Here is a 15,020-nt window from a genome sequence, read left to right as displayed (position 1 = left end):
GAGCCTCGCCGATGAAATCCTGTGAAGTCAATTTTGACGGTCTAGTGGGGCCGACCCATAACTACGGCGGCTTGTCCTACGGCAACGTCGCGTCCCAAAGCAACAGCCAGCAGTCCTCCAACCCGAAGGAAGCGGCGCTGCAAGGCTTGGCGAAGATGAAGGCCCTGATGGAAATGGGCTTTGTGCAAGGTGTGCTGGCGCCCCAGGAACGTCCGGATGTGGCCGCCTTGCGCAACCTCGGTTTTGCCGGCACCGACGCACAAGTCATCCAGCAGGCCGCCAAGCAAGCCATGCCGCTGCTGGTTGCCAGTTGCTCGGCGTCGAGCATGTGGGTGGCCAATGCCGCGACCGTCAGCCCGAGCGCCGACACCTTTGACGGCCGCGTGCATTTCACCGCCGCCAACCTCAACTGCAAATACCACCGCAGCATCGAACACCCGACCACCAGCCGCGTGCTGGGGGCGATGTTCGCTGACCAGAAGCACTTCGCCCACCACGCCGCATTACCGGCGGTGGCGCAGTTCGGTGACGAAGGCGCGGCCAACCACACGCGTTTCTGCCGGGACTATGGCGAGGCGGGCGTAGAGTTTTTCGTGTTCGGCCGCAGCGCGTTCGACACCCGCTACCCGGCGCCGCAAAAGTACCCGGCACGCCAGACTCTTGAAGCTTCCCAGGCGGTCGCGCGCCTGCACGGCCTGCGGGATGACGGCGTGGTCTACGCCCAGCAGAACCCGGCGGTGATCGATGCCGGTGTGTTCCACAACGATGTGATCGCGGTGGGCAATGGCGAGGTGCTGTTCTATCACGAGGATGCGTTCCTCAATACCGATCAGATGCTCGGTGAATTGCAGGGCAAGCTCGGCAAGCTCGGCGGCAATTTCCAGTCGATCTGCGTGCCACGGGCCCAGGTGGGGGTTGAAGACGCGGTGCGTTCCTACCTGTTCAACAGCCAGCTGCTGACCCGCGCCGACGGTTCGATGCTGCTGATCGTGCCGGAAGAATGCCGCGCCAACGAGCGTGTCTGGCAGTACCTGCAAGGCCTGACGTCCTCCGGCGGGCTGATCCGTGAAGTCAAAGTCTTCGACCTCAAGCAAAGCATGCAGAACGGCGGTGGCCCGGCGTGCCTGCGCTTGCGTGTAGCCCTGAATGAAACCGAACTGGCGGCGGTCAACCCAGGGGTTATCATGACGGCGCCGTTGTACGACACGCTGACCCAATGGGTCGACAAGCACTACCGCGACAGCCTGCGGGAAACCGACCTGGCTGACCCGCAATTGCTGCTTGAGTGCCGGACGGCACTGGATGAACTGACGCAAATCCTTAAACTGGGCTCGGTTTATCCTTTCCAGATCAATTAACGCCGCACGGCTGAGAACTATTTATGACCACCGACACCCTGAAACTGATCCTTGAAGACACCGACGGCACCCAGCTGGAAACTTCCTGCACCCGCGTCGCCGTGGTGTGGCAGGGCAAGGAGATCTGGATCCAGCACGACGGCCGTGGCCAACTGCTGATCGGCGTGGACGTGGAAGAAGGCGACGCGGAATACGCCAACCTGCTGATGCGCCCATTGGCCACCAACCTGATGAGCCTGCAACTGGAAATGGAACCGGCCGACGTTGAAGGTGATGACGACGATCACGTCCACGGTCCTGGCTGCAACCACTAAGGAAGCTGCGTATGCTCGCCCTCGGCAAACTGCTTGAACTGACCCTCGCCGGTCGCGAACCGGCGCAAAAAATTCAACTGACTGTCGACGGCGTGCAACTGCGCTGGCTCAGTGAGGGCGCGCTGGAAGTGCGGCCTCCTGAGGCGCGGGACAACGGCTGCGACGTACTGCTGTCGTCCGGCATCCATGGCAACGAAACCGCGCCAATCGAATTGGCCGATCGCTTGCTGCAGGGCATTGCCCGTGGGGAGATCAAGCCCCGTACCCGTATCCTGTTCCTGTTCGGCAACCCCGAGGCCATGCGCCGTGGCGAGCGTTACCTCGAACTGGACGTCAACCGGCTGTTCAATGGCCGTCATGAACAAAACATCGGCCCTGAAGCCATGCGCGCCGCCGAGCTTGAACAGTTGGCCCGCACCTTCTTCAGCGTGCCTGGGCGTAGCCGTTTGCACTACGACCTGCACACCGCCATCCGTGGCTCGAAGATCGAGCAGTTCGCACTGTACCCGTGGAAGGACGGTCGCCAGCATTCACGTCGTGAACTGGCGCGCCTGCGAGCCGCGGGCCTGGAGGCGGTGCTGTTGCAGAACAAGACGTCGATCACCTTCACGGCGTTTACCTATGAGCAGCTGGAGGCCGAGTCCTTCACCCTGGAGTTGGGCAAGGCCCGGCCGTTCGGGCAGAACCAGGGCGTGGACGTATCGCGCCTGGAAACCCGCCTCACGCAGATCATCGAGGGTAACGAGCCGGCCACCGAGAGCCTGGATGGCCTGCAGCTGTTCAGCGTCTCCCGGGAAGTGATCAAGCACAGCGATACCTTCGTCCTGCATTTGCCGGCGGACGTGGAAAACTTTTCGGAGTTGGAGAAGGGTTATCTGCTGGCCGAGGACATTGCCAAGACCCGCTGGGTGATCGAGGAGGAGGGCGCACGCATCATCTTCCCGAACCCGAAGGTCAAGAATGGCTTGCGAGCAGGGATATTGATTGTGCCGACCACGGATGCCGGCCTGGCCTGAATCCCGAGACTGACTCGGTCAAATGTGGGAGCGGGCTTGCTCGCGAAGGCGGTGTATCAGTCAGACATGTATTGACCGACACTCCGCTTTCGCGAGCAAGCCCGCTCCCACATTTGCTTTGCAGTGTTGCTTAAACCGCGAGAGCACGTGGCTCATTGCGACGCAGTGCGCGAACCTTGTGCAGGGTGTCGGCGCAGGTGCGTGCCGCTTCCTGGCCCTTGTGCACGAAGTGCTCATAGAAGAACGTATGGTGCTCGCTGCCCGCGTGGAAGTGGTGCGGGGTCAGGGATACCGAGAACACCGGCACTTCGGTTTCCAGCTGGACCTGCATCAGGCCGCTGACCACGGACTGGGCCACGAACTCGTGACGGTAGATCCCGCCGTCCACCACCAGGGCGGCCGCGACGATACCGGCATAACGGCCGGACTTGGCCAGCAGCTTGGCGTGCAGGGGCATTTCAAAGGCGCCGCCGACTTCGAAGAAATCGATGTCCGATTCCTGGTAGCCCTGGGCGATCATTTCGGCGAGGAAACCTTTACGGGATTGGTCGACAATATCCTTGTGCCAGCAGGCCTGGATAAACGCGACGCGCTCGCCGTGATGGTTTTTGCTTTTGCTGTCGATTGCGGTGGGTTGCATGTTCTGACTCCTGTTTAAGAAAAAAACAGGGCGTTATGAATCGAATGGGATTTAAGGGTACGCACAGCGGGCTCATGTGAACATGACGTCAGCGCGGCCCTTAGGTGCCAATCCCGTTCTCTCTTCATCCGGACTATGACCGTCGGCCCCGGGATCACACCGGGTCTGCTGACCTTGTCGCCGTCCTGCCGAGGCAGTTCGAGGCACCAAGCGCTCGCGGGCTATGCACGTTGCGTGCAATTACCGCCGGTGGGGAATTACACCCCGCCCTGAGAACGTTGCCGCCAGAACCCTGGCGGCGGAGAGTTTTTATCATGGTTTTTCAGAAACTGCACGGTTGGTTTATCGATAACCTATATCGGTTTGTTTGGTTGGTATTCGATTGTGCAAGCACGGGGCTTGATATTCCGCGGGTTTGCCCGCAGTAATCGTCAACACAAGAAACGCTCCAATCCGCTAGAGGCTAGTTTGATGAACGTGATTGACCTGCGCAGCGACACAGTGACCCAACCGACCCCTGGCATGCTCGAGGCGATGGCCACGGCCGCCAGCGGCGACGACGTCTACGGCGAGGACCCGAGCGTCAATCGCCTGGAAGCCGAACTGGCCAGGCGCCTGGGTTTTGCCGCCGCGTTGTTCGTGCCCACCGGCACCATGAGCAACCTGCTGGCATTGATGGCGCACTGTGAGCGTGGCGAGGAATACATCGTCGGTCAGCAGGCCCACACCTACAAATACGAAGGCGGCGGCGCGGCGGTTCTCGGCTCGATCCAGCCACAACCCCTGGAAGTGCAGGCCGACGGTTCCCTGAACCTGGAGCACGTGCTGGCGGCGATCAAGCCGGACGACTTCCACTTCGCCCGCACCCGCTTGCTGGCGCTGGAAAACACCATGCAGGGCAAGGTCCTGCCGCTGCAATACCTGGCGGCGGCGCGAGCCTTTACCCGGGAACACGGACTGGCCTTGCACCTGGACGGCGCGCGGCTCTACAACGCGGCGGTCAAGCTGGGTGTGGATGCACGGGAGATCGCCCGGCACTTCGATTCGGTGTCGGTGTGCCTGTCCAAGGGCCTGGGCGCGCCGATCGGCTCGGTGCTGTGCGGCTCCACGGCATTGATCGCCAAGGCCCGTCGTTTGCGCAAGATGGTCGGTGGCGGCATGCGCCAGGCCGGTTCGCTGGCGGCGGCGGGGCTGTACGCCCTGGATCACCAGGTGCAGCGCCTGGCCGACGACCACGCCAATGCCCAATGGCTGGGGGATGAACTGCGCAAGGCGGGTTATACGGTGGAGCCGGTGCAGACCAATATGGTCTACGTCGACATCGGTGATCGAGCCCAGGCCTTGAAGGCGTTTGCTGCCGAGCGCGGGATCAAGTTGAGCGCGGCGCCGCGCCTGCGCATGGTCACGCACCTGGACGTCAGCCGGGCGCAGATCGAGCAAGTGCTCGCGACATTTGTCGAGTTTTCCCGGAAATGACAGTGCAGACCGTCTAATTGACTGTTTCTATCACATAAACACGCTGTACCACGGGCAAAGGGCCGATATAATGCGGCCCTTTGCCGTCGCTCCGTCTGATGACGTTTAGCACTGGCCTTTGGCCGCAGCCTCCGTGGAAGAACCTAATGAAAAGCGCAGAAATCCGTGAAGCCTTCCTTCGCTTCTTCGAAGAGCAAGGTCACACCCGTGTCGCCTCCAGCTCCTTGATCCCAGGCAATGACCCAACCCTGCTGTTCACCAACGCGGGGATGAACCAGTTCAAGGACTGCTTCCTGGGCCAGGAAAAGCGCGCCTACACCCGCGCCACCAGCAGCCAGAAGTGCGTACGCGCCGGCGGCAAGAACAGCGACCTGGAAAACGTGGGCTACACCGCCCGCCACCACACATTCTTCGAGATGCTGGGTAACTTCAGCTTCGGCGACTATTTCAAGAAAGACGCGATCACCTTTGCCTGGACCTTCTTGACCGGCGTGCTGAAGCTGCCGAAGGAAAAACTCTGGGTGACCGTCTACGCCACCGATGACGAAGCCTACGACATCTGGACCCAGCAAATCGGGGTGCCGGTCGAGCGCATGATTCGCATCGGCGACAACAAGGGCGCGCCTTACGCGTCCGACAACTTCTGGACCATGGGCGATACCGGCCCGTGCGGCCCGTGCACCGAGATTTTCTACGATCACGGCGCCGACATCTGGGGTGGCCCACCGGGCTCGCCGGAAGAAGACGGCGACCGCTACATCGAAATCTGGAACAACGTGTTCATGCAGTTCAACCGCACCGCCGATGGCGTGTTGCATCCGTTGCCAGCGCCGTCGGTGGACACCGGCATGGGCCTGGAGCGGATCAGTGCGGTGATGCAGCACGTTCACTCCAACTACGAGATCGACCTGTTCACCAACCTGCTGAGCGCTTCGGCCGCGGCCATTGGCTGTGCCAACGACAACCAGTCGTCGCTCAAGGTGGTCTCGGATCACATCCGTTCCTGCGGCTTCCTGATCGCCGATGGCGTGCTGCCGTCGAACGAAGGCCGTGGCTATGTGCTGCGCCGCATCATCCGTCGCGCCTGCCGTCACGGTAACAAGCTGGGCGCCACCGGCAGCTTCTTCTACAAGATCGTTGCCGCGCTGGTGGCCGAGATGGGCGATGCCTTCCCGGAACTCAAGCAGCAGCAAGCCAACATCGAGCGCGTGCTCAAGGCTGAAGAAGAGCAGTTCTCCAAGACCCTGGAGCACGGCCTGAAGATCCTCGAGCAGGACCTGGTCGAGCTCAAGGGCACCGTGGTGCCGGGCGACGTCGTGTTCAAGCTGTACGACACCTACGGTTTCCCGATGGACCTGACCGCCGACATCGCCCGCGAACGCGAGCTGACCATCGACGAGGCCGGGTTTGAGCGTGAGATGGAAGCCCAGCGCGTCCGTGCCCGTTCCGCCAGCTCCTTTGGCCTGGACTACAACACCCTGGTAAAGGTTGATGTGGCGACTTCGTTCATTGGTTACGAAGCCACCGTTGGCTCGGCCAAGATCGTGGCTATCTATAAGGATGGCAAGTCGGTCGACGTGCTGAACGAAGGTGACGAGGGCGTTGTGGTCCTCGACCAGACCCCGTTCTACGCTGAATCCGGTGGCCAGGTTGGCGACTGTGGTTTCCTGAGCTCCACCTCCGGTCGTTTTGAAGTGCGCGACACCACCAAGACCGGCGGTGCGTTCCTGCATCACGGCGTGCTGGTGCTGGGCAACCTGACCGTCGGCGCCCCGGTGGACACTCAGGTAGATGCCGACGTACGGCATGCAACTGCCTTGAACCATTCTGCCACTCACTTGCTGCACGCTGCGTTGCGTCAGGTGCTGGGTGAGCATGTGCAACAGAAGGGTTCGTTGGTCGATAGCCAGCGCCTGCGTTTTGACTTCAGTCATTTCGAGGCGATCAAGCCTGAGCAGTTGAAGGCCCTGGAAGACATCGTCAACGCCGAGATTCGCAAGAACACCCCGGTGGAAACCGAAGAAACCGATATCGAGAGCGCCAGGAAGAAAGGCGCCATGGCGCTGTTTGGCGAGAAGTACGGCGACGAAGTGCGCGTATTGAGCATGGGCGGCAGCTTCTCGGTGGAGCTGTGTGGTGGTATTCACGCCAGCCGTACCGGCGACATCGGCCTGCTGAAAATCATCAGCGAAGGCGGCGTGGCTTCCGGCGTACGTCGTATTGAAGCGATCACCGGTGCTGCGGCCCTGGCCTACCTCAATGCGGCAGAAGAACAACTCAAGGAAGCGGCCGGCCTAGTCAAGGGCAGCCGCGACAACCTGATCGACAAGCTCTCCGGCGTACTGGAGCGCAACCGTCAGCTGGAGAAACAGCTGGAGCAGTTGCAGGCCAAGGCGGCCAGCGCGGCGGGCGACGATCTGTCGGCTTCCGCCCTGGACGTCAAGGGTGTGAAAGTGCTGGCCGTACGCCTGGACGGTCAGGACGGCAAGGCGCTGTTGGCCTTGGTCGATCAGTTGAAGAACAAGCTCGGCCGCGCAGTGATCCTGCTCGGCAGTGTCCATGAGGAAAAGGTCGTTCTGGTTGCCGGTGTAACCAAAGACCTGACTGGCCAACTCAAGGCCGGTGATTTGATGAAGCAAGCCGCCGCGGCAGTGGGCGGGAAGGGCGGTGGTCGTCCGGACATGGCGCAAGGCGGTGGTGTTGACGCCGGCGCCCTGGACGCGGCCCTGGCCCTGACCGTGCCGTTTGTCGAGGCAGGTATTTAAGGCGCTGTTAATGAGCCCGTGGTCTAGTCGCGGGCTCAGTCAGTGCTGGTTGATTGAATAACAGGCGCCCCTTTACGGGCTGAGGCGGCTTAGAAATGGCTTTGATCGTACAGAAATTTGGAGGCACCTCGGTCGGCTCTGTCGAAAGAATCGAGCAGGTCGCCGACAAGGTTAAGAAATTCCGCGATGCCGGCGATGACCTGGTGGTGGTGCTGTCGGCCATGAGCGGCGAGACCAATCGCCTGATCGATCTGGCCAAGCAAATCAGTGGCGATCAGCAACCGGTTCCCCGTGAACTGGACGTGATCATTTCCACCGGTGAGCAGGTGACCATCGCATTGCTGGCCATGGCGCTGAACAAGCGTGGTGTGCCGGCGGTGTCCTACACTGGCAACCAGGTCCGCATTCTTACGGATAGCGCGCACACTAAAGCCCGCATCCTGCAGATTGATGACCAGAAGATTCGCGCTGACCTGAAAGCCGGTCGTGTGGTAGTTGTCGCCGGTTTCCAGGGCGTCGACGAGCACGGCAACATCACCACCCTCGGTCGTGGCGGTTCCGACACCACTGGCGTGGCCCTGGCGGCAGCCCTGAAGGCTGACGAATGCCAGATCTACACCGATGTGGATGGCGTCTACACCACTGACCCGCGGGTCGTGTCCGTGGCTCAGCGCCTGGACAAGATCACCTTCGAAGAGATGCTGGAAATGGCCAGCCTCGGTTCCAAGGTGTTGCAGATCCGTGCCGTTGAGTTCGCCGGCAAATACAACGTTCCGCTGCGCGTACTGCACAGCTTCAAGGAGGGTCCGGGCACCCTCATTACTATTGATGAAGAGGAATCCATGGAACAGCCGATCATTTCCGGTATCGCTTTCAACCGTGATGAAGCCAAGCTGACTATCCGTGGCGTGCCAGACACCCCGGGCGTGGCTTTCAAGATCCTGGGCCCGATCAGTGGCGCGAACATCGAAGTCGACATGATCGTGCAGAACGTCTCGCACGATAACACCACCGATTTCACCTTCACCGTGCACCGCAACGAGTACGATGCGGCGGAGCGGATCCTGCAGAACACTGCGAAGGAAATCGGCGCCCGTGAAGTGGTCGGCGATACGAAGATTGCCAAGGTGTCGATCGTGGGTGTGGGCATGCGTTCCCATGCGGGCGTTGCCAGCCGCATGTTCGAAGCCCTGGCCAAGGAAAGCATCAACATCCAGATGATCTCCACATCGGAAATCAAGGTGTCGGTGGTGATCGAAGAGAAGTACCTGGAACTGGCTGTACGCGCACTGCATACCGCTTTTGAGCTGGACGCTCCGGCCCGACAGGGCGAGTGATGCGTTGCCGGGAAGGCGCGGTTATCCGCGCCTTTCATTTTTTTGCCGGGTGTGTGGTTAAGACCTGTTCTTTTACCTGCGCTCGACAATACTTAGGCGTGTAGGGCTATGGCCATTTGGTTGTAGGTCGAATGCCTTTTTTTTGCAGACTGTTGTTCCCGAAATGAAATGCGTGAGGAGAAAGGTATGCTGATTCTGACTCGTCGATGCGCAGAAAGCCTGATTATTGGTGATGGCGAAATCACCGTGACCGTGCTCGGCGTCAAAGGCAATCAAGTGCGTATCGGGGTTAACGCTCCGAAAGAGGTGGCTGTCCACCGCGAGGAAATCTACCTGCGGATCAAGAAAGAGAAGGACGAAGAACCAAGCCATTAATTTTTATCGTTTTTTATGTTTGCAAACGGGGATGAAGCTGGTTAATATACGCCCCGTGTTGCGGAGAGCTGGCCGAGTGGCCGAAGGCGCTCCCCTGCTAAGGGAGTACACCTCAAAAGGGTGTCGGGGGTTCGAATCCCCCGTTCTCCGCCATTATTTGCTTAGTACGTTGCAATCTGGTTTTTTCGCTAAGTTGTTGAAACTAAACGAAAAAATAGCTTTACATAGAGATTGAACGGCCTATAATGCGCGGCAACAAATGCACTCGTAGCTCAGCTGGATAGAGTACTCGGCTACGAACCGAGCGGTCACAGGTTCGAATCCTGTCGAGTGCACCATTTAAGAGTTAGTTGCAGCAATGCAGGTAGCTTGGCTTCAACCAGTTGTGATCTGGTCTAAAAACACAATCTGCACTCGTAGCTCAGCTGGATAGAGTACTCGGCTACGAACCGAGCGGTCACAGGTTCGAATCCTGTCGAGTGCACCAAACAACAAAAAGCCCGCCTAGTGCGGGCTTTTTGCCGTCTGGGGTTTTTATTTCCCGGGGCGCCTTTTTCTCTCGCCCATGTGTTTTCCTTTCAAGCTGCGTCGTCGCAGTTCATATGTGTGGCCAATGCTCAGCTTTGTGTCGCAAGCGCTTGTTCTTTCCAGTTTTTTGACGTTAAACGCGGCCGCCCGGTGTATCATTGCGCCCGTCAGCCCCGCCGGGGCTTGTGGAACACCTCCATGGACTTACCCAGTAGTTACTCAGTACCCCGTTTTACCAATCATGAATTGACTGATTGATCCTTCCGGCGTGCCCCGCTGCTGGGAGTGGAGTTCGCCTATGACCGAAGTTGAAGTAAAGAAAACACAAGAAAGCCTGCAGGATCGCCTGGCTCAAGTCGTCGAGCTGCTGCAGCGCCAGCGCGTGGTCGAAGACCTGACGCATCGCCAGGAAGGCGCGAACAATGACCGGGTCGAGAACCTGGTCCACCGGCAAAACCTTGTCGAGCTGCAACGCAAGCTCGATGACCTGCACTCCGCCGACGTTGCCTACATCCTCGAAGCCTTGCCGCTGAATGACCGCCTGACCCTTTGGCAGTTGGTCAAGGCTGACCGCGACGGCGACATCCTCCTCGAAGTATCCGACTCGGTCCGTGAAACCCTGATCGCCGACATGGACGATCACGAGCTCCTGGCGGCCGCCAAGGACATGGATGCCGACGAACTCGCTGACTTGGCTTCCGAGCTGCCGCGTGACGTCGTCCATGAGCTGATGGAAACCCTCGATGGCCAGCAGCGCGAGCGTGTGCGCTCGGCGTTGTCCTACGACGAGGAGCAGGTCGGTGCGTTGATGGACTTCGAGATGGTCACCATCCGTGAAGACGTCAGCCTGGAAGTGGTTCTGCGCTACCTGCGCCGGTTGAAAGAGCTGCCAGGCCACACCGACAAGCTGTTCGTGGTCGACTACGAAGGGATCCTCAAGGGCGTACTGCCGATCAAGCGCCTGCTGGTCAATGATCCGGACAAGAAAGTCGCGGACGTCATGGCCAGTGACCCGGTGAGTTTCCATCCTGACGAAGACGCTTACGACGCGGCCCAGGCGTTTGAGCGTTATGACTTGATCTCGGCCCCGGTGGTCGACAAGAACGGCAAGCTGATCGGCCGTCTGACCATCGATGAAATGGTCGACCTGATTCGTGAGGAGAGCGAAAGCGAAGTCCTCAACATGGCCGGTCTGCGGGAAGAAGAGGATATTTTTGCGTCGGTCTGGAAATCCCTGCGTAACCGCTGGGCCTGGCTGGCGGTGAATTTGATTACCGCGTTTATTGCTTCACGGGTGATCGGCCTGTTTGAAGGCTCCATCGAGAAGCTCGTGGCCCTGGCTGCACTGATGCCGATTGTGGCGGGTATTGGCGGTAACTCGGGTAACCAGACCATCACCATGATCGTCCGCGCCATGGCGCTGGATCAGGTGGGGACCGGGCATGGCAAGCGTTTGATGCGCAAGGAGCTTGCGGTCGCGCTGATCAACGGCCTGGTGTGGGGCGGTGTCATCGGTATCGTGGCGTACCTGCTGTATGGCAGCTGGTCGCTCGGCGTGGTCATGACGGCGGCCATGACGCTTAACCTGCTGCTGGCAGCGTTGATGGGGGTTCTGATTCCAATGACCCTGGTGCGCCTTGGACGAGACCCGGCGATGGGCGCCAGTGTGATGATCACGGCCATGACCGACAGTGGCGGCTTCTTCATCTTCCTGGGCCTGGCAACCATCTTCCTGCTTTGATCCCTTCCATGGATCGGGGGCGTTTGCCCCTTGATCCTTTCCTGACCAAATCCCGGGCAAAAAAAAGCCAGCGCATGGCTGGCTTTCAGCTTTCAGTTGCCAATCAGTTGGCTTCTGCAGCTGCCTCAACGTCGTGGGCGATCAGCGAGACGAGAGCATTTTGCTGGCGGTGGGAGAGCTGACGAAAACGCTGCAGCAGTTCGCGTTCGTGCAGTGACAGCTCGGGGCTGTCCAGGCGCATGCTCAGCTCGTCGCCCAGCGCACCTTCCTGAATCAGGCTTTGTTCCAGGCGTGCGATGATTTCGGAGTTCATGCTGCGGTGATGATTGCGAGCCACCTCGGCAATGCGTTCCCGCATTCCGTCTGGCAGACGTACGACGAACTTGTCAGCCGTACGGCTGGAATAAATTGCCTGTTTCAATGGGCGCATATATTTAACCGGTTAGTTCAGGGGAGCGGTTTTTGGAATTGGCCGCAAGATGCATGTTAGGACAAGGTTTGCTGCCAAATGTTCAACCTGAATTGCAAAGAGGCCGCATCATGCCTCAGATTTGCCAGTTCCTTGGCGTCAATTCTGTGACAAATATTGAACCGGCTACCGGCTTTATGCCAGTACTCATTTCAAAATTTGCGGACTGGTTGGAAAACTTTCCGCGGACGCACCCAAATGAGTGTTGAGCCCGCAGACCCTGGGCGCAAAAGGCTTTTCGGGCGCACATCCTATAGCAATATGGCCTTTTGCCCTTAACTTTAAGATTAGTGGCAAATTGCCAATTTACGAATGCGGAGCGACATATGGTCGGCTGTCCGGACGGACGAGCCGAGGCGTGGCAGCGATTTTAGCGAGGGCGACGAGCGGGGGGATTCAGCGCAGTACGGGATCGAATTTGATGCGGCGACCAATGAAGACTGCCAATACCCACAGGCTGCCAAACACGCCGGCGGCGACGAAGGAGACTGTCTGTACGTCTTGCGACAATACGTTCAGGCCGAGGCCGGCGGCGGCCAGTGCCAGGGTCAGAAACAGCCAGGCGGACTTGTTCATGGAATGCTCCGGTAAGCGGTTCAGAAAACCCAGTGTTCAGTGGCAGGAGCAGCTTGAGTGCCCTGGGTCAGTTGCAGTGGGGATTGCATGTTCGGCTTCATGACAGCCAGTTGCGGGCGCTGCTGCAGGTGGTGGGGAATCGCCTGGCTGACCTGTGCGGCGTCGTCGGAAGTGGTGGACTGAAAATGGAACATCACCAGCGCAGCCAGTGCAACGGTATTGAGGGCTAGTAGAAGTGCGCTGTTCATGTGCATGTTCTCCGCAGATGGCTGGGCCGGACTGTATTTGTAGGATAAAGGATTGCAGGTGTCGTGCCAGTCTTTAATTGGCAATAAATCCTTTAAAATCAAACATTTATATAGTGTCCAGATTGCCATGCTGTTGCAATTTGCAATGATGGCATTTGGGGGGAGTGCATTTTGCACGATGGTCAGAACCGTCCGTAATCGTTGAGCGCAATACCACCGGCTGTCACTGGCATGGGCCTACACTCAAAAAGCCAACGGACGACATGACAAAATTCACCTGCGCCGTTAACATGCACGCCGTCCGTCGCCGTGCCCATCGCCGGTTGGCTGTCATTAGTCCCAGTAGCTCAATTGGATAGAGCATCCCCCTCCTAAGGGGAAGGTTGGCCGTTCGAACCGGCCCTGGGACACCACTTCACCGTTGCTGCCCAAGCGGCCTCGACGTCCGCAAGCCCCGATCAGATTTATCTGGCGGGGCTTTTTTGTGGCCGGGCGTTTGAGTGCGGCAGTCTTTTCAAACACCAACCGAACCTTGCCCGCGTTTGAGGTTCACACGGGAGGCAAGAGCGGGGCGGCGCAAGTATTCGTCTGCATCCTGTACCTCGCGGGTGACTGGCGAGCGTCTGACACGTAGCCAATTGGCATGAGCAAAATATTCCCCGGCAACCGCATGTTTTGGCTGTCCGGACCCGACGACCCGGGACTATCATTCCGGTAGTCCTGACACCCACAGCAAGGAGCCGCTCGGAACGCCGATGCGCCAGATCTGGAAACCTTTTCGAGCCCTTTATTTTGCTTCCCTGATGATGCTGATCGGCTCTGGCCTGCTCAGTACTTACCTGGCCTTGCGCCTGGCGGCAGATCACGTCGACAGCCTGTGGGTCGGTGCGTTGATGGCCGCCAACTATTTTGGCCTGGTGTTGGGGGGCAAGATCGGTCACCGCCTGATTGGCCGCGTCGGGCATATCCGGGCCTACGCCACCTGTGCCGGGATCGTCGGCGCGGCGGTGTTGGGCCACGGGCTGATCAACTGGCTGCCAGCCTGGATTGTGCTGCGGATGATTGTCGGCCTGGGCATGATGTGCCAGTACATGGTCATCGAGAGCTGGCTTAATGAACAAGCTGAGGCCAAGCAACGCGGTGCGGTGTTCAGCGGCTATATGATCGCCTCGTACCTGGGCCTGGTGCTGGGCCAGTTGATCCTTGTGATGCACCCACAGTTGGGGCTTGAGTTGCTGATGCTGGTCGCGCTGTGTTTTGCGCTGTGCCTGGTGCCGGTGGCCATGACTCGCCGCATTCACCCGGCGCCGCTGCATCCGGCGCCGATGGAGCCGCGCTTCTTTATCAAGCGGGTGCCGCAGTCCCTCAGTACGGTGTTGGGGGCCGGGCTGATCGTCGGCTCGTTCTACGGTTTGGCGCCGCTGTACGCGTCTCAGCAAGGGCTGACCACCGAGCAGGTCGGCCTGTTCATGGGTAGTTGCATTTTCGCCGGGCTGCTGGTGCAGTGGCCATTGGGCTGGCTGTCCGATCGATATGACCGCGCGCTGTTGATTCGCTGCTTCGCCTTGTGCCTGGCGGTGGCCGCGTTGCCGTTGGCGATCATGACCCAGGTACCACTGGAAGTGCTGTTCGTCGCGGGCTTTCTCTGTTCCCTGGTGCAGTTCTGCCTGTACCCGCTGGCTGTGGCGTTTTCCAACGACCACGTCGAGGGTGATCGCCGGGTGTCGCTCACTGCGATGTTGCTGGTGACCTACGGCATCGGCGCCAGTGTCGGCCCGCTGTTGGCCGGTGTGGTGATGAAGCTGTTCGGCAGCCATATGCTGTATGCGTTTTTCAGCGTGTGCGCATTGATCCTGGTGTGGCGCATCCGGCCCAAGGCGGTCACCAACCTGCATCAGGTGGACGACGCACCGCTGCATCACGTGGCGATGCCCGACAGCATGTCCAGCTCGCCCCTGGTAGCGTGCCTCGATCCGCGAGTGGACGAACAGGTGGTGCAGGACCAGATGCAGACCGCCGTTGTGGATCCCGAGCCAGTAGTCGATCCCGAGCTGGATCAGCCGGAGCCTGTCACCGAGCCACCAGAGCATCCGGACCCGGATGATCACCCCCACGACTTGAGCAGGGCGCGCCCCTGAAAGCAAAAACGGGCAGCCCCCTTGAGGGACTGCCCGTTT

At 59.6% G+C, this 15,020-nt stretch carries 13 protein-coding genes, 4 tRNA genes and 1 riboswitch; of the genes, 13 read left to right on the top strand and 4 right to left on the bottom strand.

Annotated features, from left to right (window positions below; genetic code table 11):
* Positions 1-11: 11 nt before the first annotated feature.
* From astB to astE, 3 genes are read left to right on the top strand one after another with little or no spacing between them, the layout of a single operon-like run.
* Positions 12-1,358 carry an N-succinylarginine dihydrolase gene (gene astB / locus C0058_RS24525; RefSeq protein WP_102369720.1) on the top strand — a complete coding sequence of 449 codons (1,347 nt, stop codon included), beginning with the start codon at positions 12-14 and terminating at the stop codon, positions 1,356-1,358.
* A 23-nt stretch (positions 1,359-1,381) separates the two neighbouring features.
* The gene (locus tag C0058_RS24520; RefSeq protein WP_003214319.1) at positions 1,382-1,672 is read left to right on the top strand and encodes a hypothetical protein; all 291 of its coding nucleotides are present in this window, start codon (positions 1,382-1,384) and stop codon (positions 1,670-1,672) included.
* Positions 1,673-1,683: 11 nt separating this feature from the next.
* Positions 1,684-2,688: a succinylglutamate desuccinylase gene (gene astE, locus C0058_RS24515; protein WP_102369719.1), complete on the top strand. Its 1,005-nt coding sequence runs from the start codon at positions 1,684-1,686 to the stop codon at positions 2,686-2,688.
* 130 nt (positions 2,689-2,818) lie between these two features.
* Here astE and C0058_RS24510 read toward each other — a convergent pair whose 3' ends face one another.
* Positions 2,819-3,328 carry a 6,7-dimethyl-8-ribityllumazine synthase gene (locus tag C0058_RS24510; protein ID WP_003214313.1) on the bottom strand — a complete coding sequence of 170 codons (510 nt, stop codon included), beginning with the start codon at positions 3,326-3,328 and terminating at the stop codon, positions 2,819-2,821.
* Positions 3,329-3,439: 111 nt separating this feature from the next.
* A riboswitch (FMN riboswitch) is annotated at positions 3,440-3,609 on the bottom strand.
* A gap of 190 nt (positions 3,610-3,799) precedes the next feature.
* On the opposite strand from C0058_RS24510, the gene ltaE reads away from it, so the two are divergent.
* The 8 genes from ltaE to mgtE all read left to right on the top strand — a co-directional run bounded on the left by ltaE (position 3,800) and on the right by mgtE (position 11,550).
* Positions 3,800-4,804, top strand: coding sequence for a low-specificity L-threonine aldolase (gene ltaE / locus C0058_RS24505; protein ID WP_102369718.1), 1,005 nt, complete (start codon positions 3,800-3,802; stop codon positions 4,802-4,804).
* Between the two features lie 146 nt (positions 4,805-4,950).
* The gene (gene alaS, locus C0058_RS24500) at positions 4,951-7,569 is read left to right on the top strand and encodes an alanine--tRNA ligase (RefSeq protein WP_102369717.1); all 2,619 of its coding nucleotides are present in this window, start codon (positions 4,951-4,953) and stop codon (positions 7,567-7,569) included.
* A 95-nt stretch (positions 7,570-7,664) separates the two neighbouring features.
* Complete coding sequence (locus C0058_RS24495) at positions 7,665-8,906, top strand: aspartate kinase (protein ID WP_003214308.1); 1,242 nt, start codon at positions 7,665-7,667, stop codon at positions 8,904-8,906.
* A gap of 186 nt (positions 8,907-9,092) precedes the next feature.
* Positions 9,093-9,281, top strand: coding sequence for a carbon storage regulator CsrA (csrA, locus tag C0058_RS24490; protein ID WP_002554426.1), 189 nt, complete (start codon positions 9,093-9,095; stop codon positions 9,279-9,281).
* Between the two features lie 62 nt (positions 9,282-9,343).
* A tRNA-Ser gene (locus tag C0058_RS24485) sits at positions 9,344-9,434 on the top strand.
* Between the two features lie 108 nt (positions 9,435-9,542).
* A tRNA-Arg gene (locus C0058_RS24480) sits at positions 9,543-9,619 on the top strand.
* A 72-nt stretch (positions 9,620-9,691) separates the two neighbouring features.
* Positions 9,692-9,768 (top strand) — tRNA-Arg (locus tag C0058_RS24475).
* 339 nt (positions 9,769-10,107) lie between these two features.
* Positions 10,108-11,550, top strand: coding sequence for a magnesium transporter (gene mgtE / locus C0058_RS24470; RefSeq protein ID WP_003214265.1), 1,443 nt, complete (start codon positions 10,108-10,110; stop codon positions 11,548-11,550).
* A 103-nt stretch (positions 11,551-11,653) separates the two neighbouring features.
* Here the strand turns inward: mgtE and C0058_RS24465 are convergent, their stop codons facing one another.
* The 3 genes from C0058_RS24465 to C0058_RS24455 all read right to left on the bottom strand — a co-directional run bounded on the left by C0058_RS24465 (position 11,654) and on the right by C0058_RS24455 (position 12,843).
* Positions 11,654-11,980, bottom strand: coding sequence for an Arc family DNA-binding protein (locus C0058_RS24465; protein WP_003175643.1), 327 nt, complete (start codon positions 11,978-11,980; stop codon positions 11,654-11,656).
* Between the two features lie 435 nt (positions 11,981-12,415).
* Entirely contained in the window at positions 12,416-12,595 is a 180-nt protein-coding gene (locus C0058_RS24460) for a PA3371 family protein (RefSeq protein ID WP_003214263.1), read from the bottom strand.
* 20 nt (positions 12,596-12,615) lie between these two features.
* Positions 12,616-12,843 (bottom strand): hypothetical protein, encoded by a 228-nt coding sequence (locus C0058_RS24455; protein ID WP_003214261.1) that lies wholly within the window; start codon positions 12,841-12,843, stop codon positions 12,616-12,618.
* A 336-nt stretch (positions 12,844-13,179) separates the two neighbouring features.
* On the opposite strand from C0058_RS24455, the gene C0058_RS24450 reads away from it, so the two are divergent.
* A tRNA-Arg gene (locus C0058_RS24450) sits at positions 13,180-13,256 on the top strand.
* Positions 13,257-13,598: 342 nt separating this feature from the next.
* Entirely contained in the window at positions 13,599-14,981 is a 1,383-nt protein-coding gene (locus tag C0058_RS24445) for an MFS transporter (RefSeq protein WP_102369716.1), read from the top strand.
* The last annotated feature ends 39 nt before the right edge of the window (positions 14,982-15,020 follow it).

This window comes from Pseudomonas sp. NC02, from assembly GCF_002874965.1.
Taxonomy (GTDB): Bacteria; Pseudomonadota; Gammaproteobacteria; order Pseudomonadales; family Pseudomonadaceae; genus Aquipseudomonas.
The sequence above is the reverse complement of the archived record's forward strand: the minus strand, read 5'-3'. Positions and strand labels throughout refer to the sequence as shown.

Coding starts and splice junctions, on each gene's coding strand:
- astB (WP_102369720.1), top strand. CDS start 12: ATGAAATCCTGTGAAGTCAATTTTGACGGTCTAGTGGGGCCGACCCAT.
- C0058_RS24445 (WP_102369716.1), top strand. CDS start 13,599: ATGCGCCAGATCTGGAAACCTTTTCGAGCCCTTTATTTTGCTTCCCTG.
- C0058_RS24510 (WP_003214313.1), bottom strand. CDS start 3,328: ATGCAACCCACCGCAATCGACAGCAAAAGCAAAAACCATCACGGCGAG.
- alaS (WP_102369717.1), top strand. CDS start 4,951: ATGAAAAGCGCAGAAATCCGTGAAGCCTTCCTTCGCTTCTTCGAAGAG.
- C0058_RS24460 (WP_003214263.1), bottom strand. CDS start 12,595: ATGAACAAGTCCGCCTGGCTGTTTCTGACCCTGGCACTGGCCGCCGCC.
- csrA (WP_002554426.1), top strand. CDS start 9,093: ATGCTGATTCTGACTCGTCGATGCGCAGAAAGCCTGATTATTGGTGAT.
- C0058_RS24465 (WP_003175643.1), bottom strand. CDS start 11,980: ATGCGCCCATTGAAACAGGCAATTTATTCCAGCCGTACGGCTGACAAG.
- mgtE (WP_003214265.1), top strand. CDS start 10,108: ATGACCGAAGTTGAAGTAAAGAAAACACAAGAAAGCCTGCAGGATCGC.
- C0058_RS24455 (WP_003214261.1), bottom strand. CDS start 12,843: ATGAACAGCGCACTTCTACTAGCCCTCAATACCGTTGCACTGGCTGCG.
- C0058_RS24495 (WP_003214308.1), top strand. CDS start 7,665: ATGGCTTTGATCGTACAGAAATTTGGAGGCACCTCGGTCGGCTCTGTC.
- ltaE (WP_102369718.1), top strand. CDS start 3,800: ATGAACGTGATTGACCTGCGCAGCGACACAGTGACCCAACCGACCCCT.
- astE (WP_102369719.1), top strand. CDS start 1,684: ATGCTCGCCCTCGGCAAACTGCTTGAACTGACCCTCGCCGGTCGCGAA.
- C0058_RS24520 (WP_003214319.1), top strand. CDS start 1,382: ATGACCACCGACACCCTGAAACTGATCCTTGAAGACACCGACGGCACC.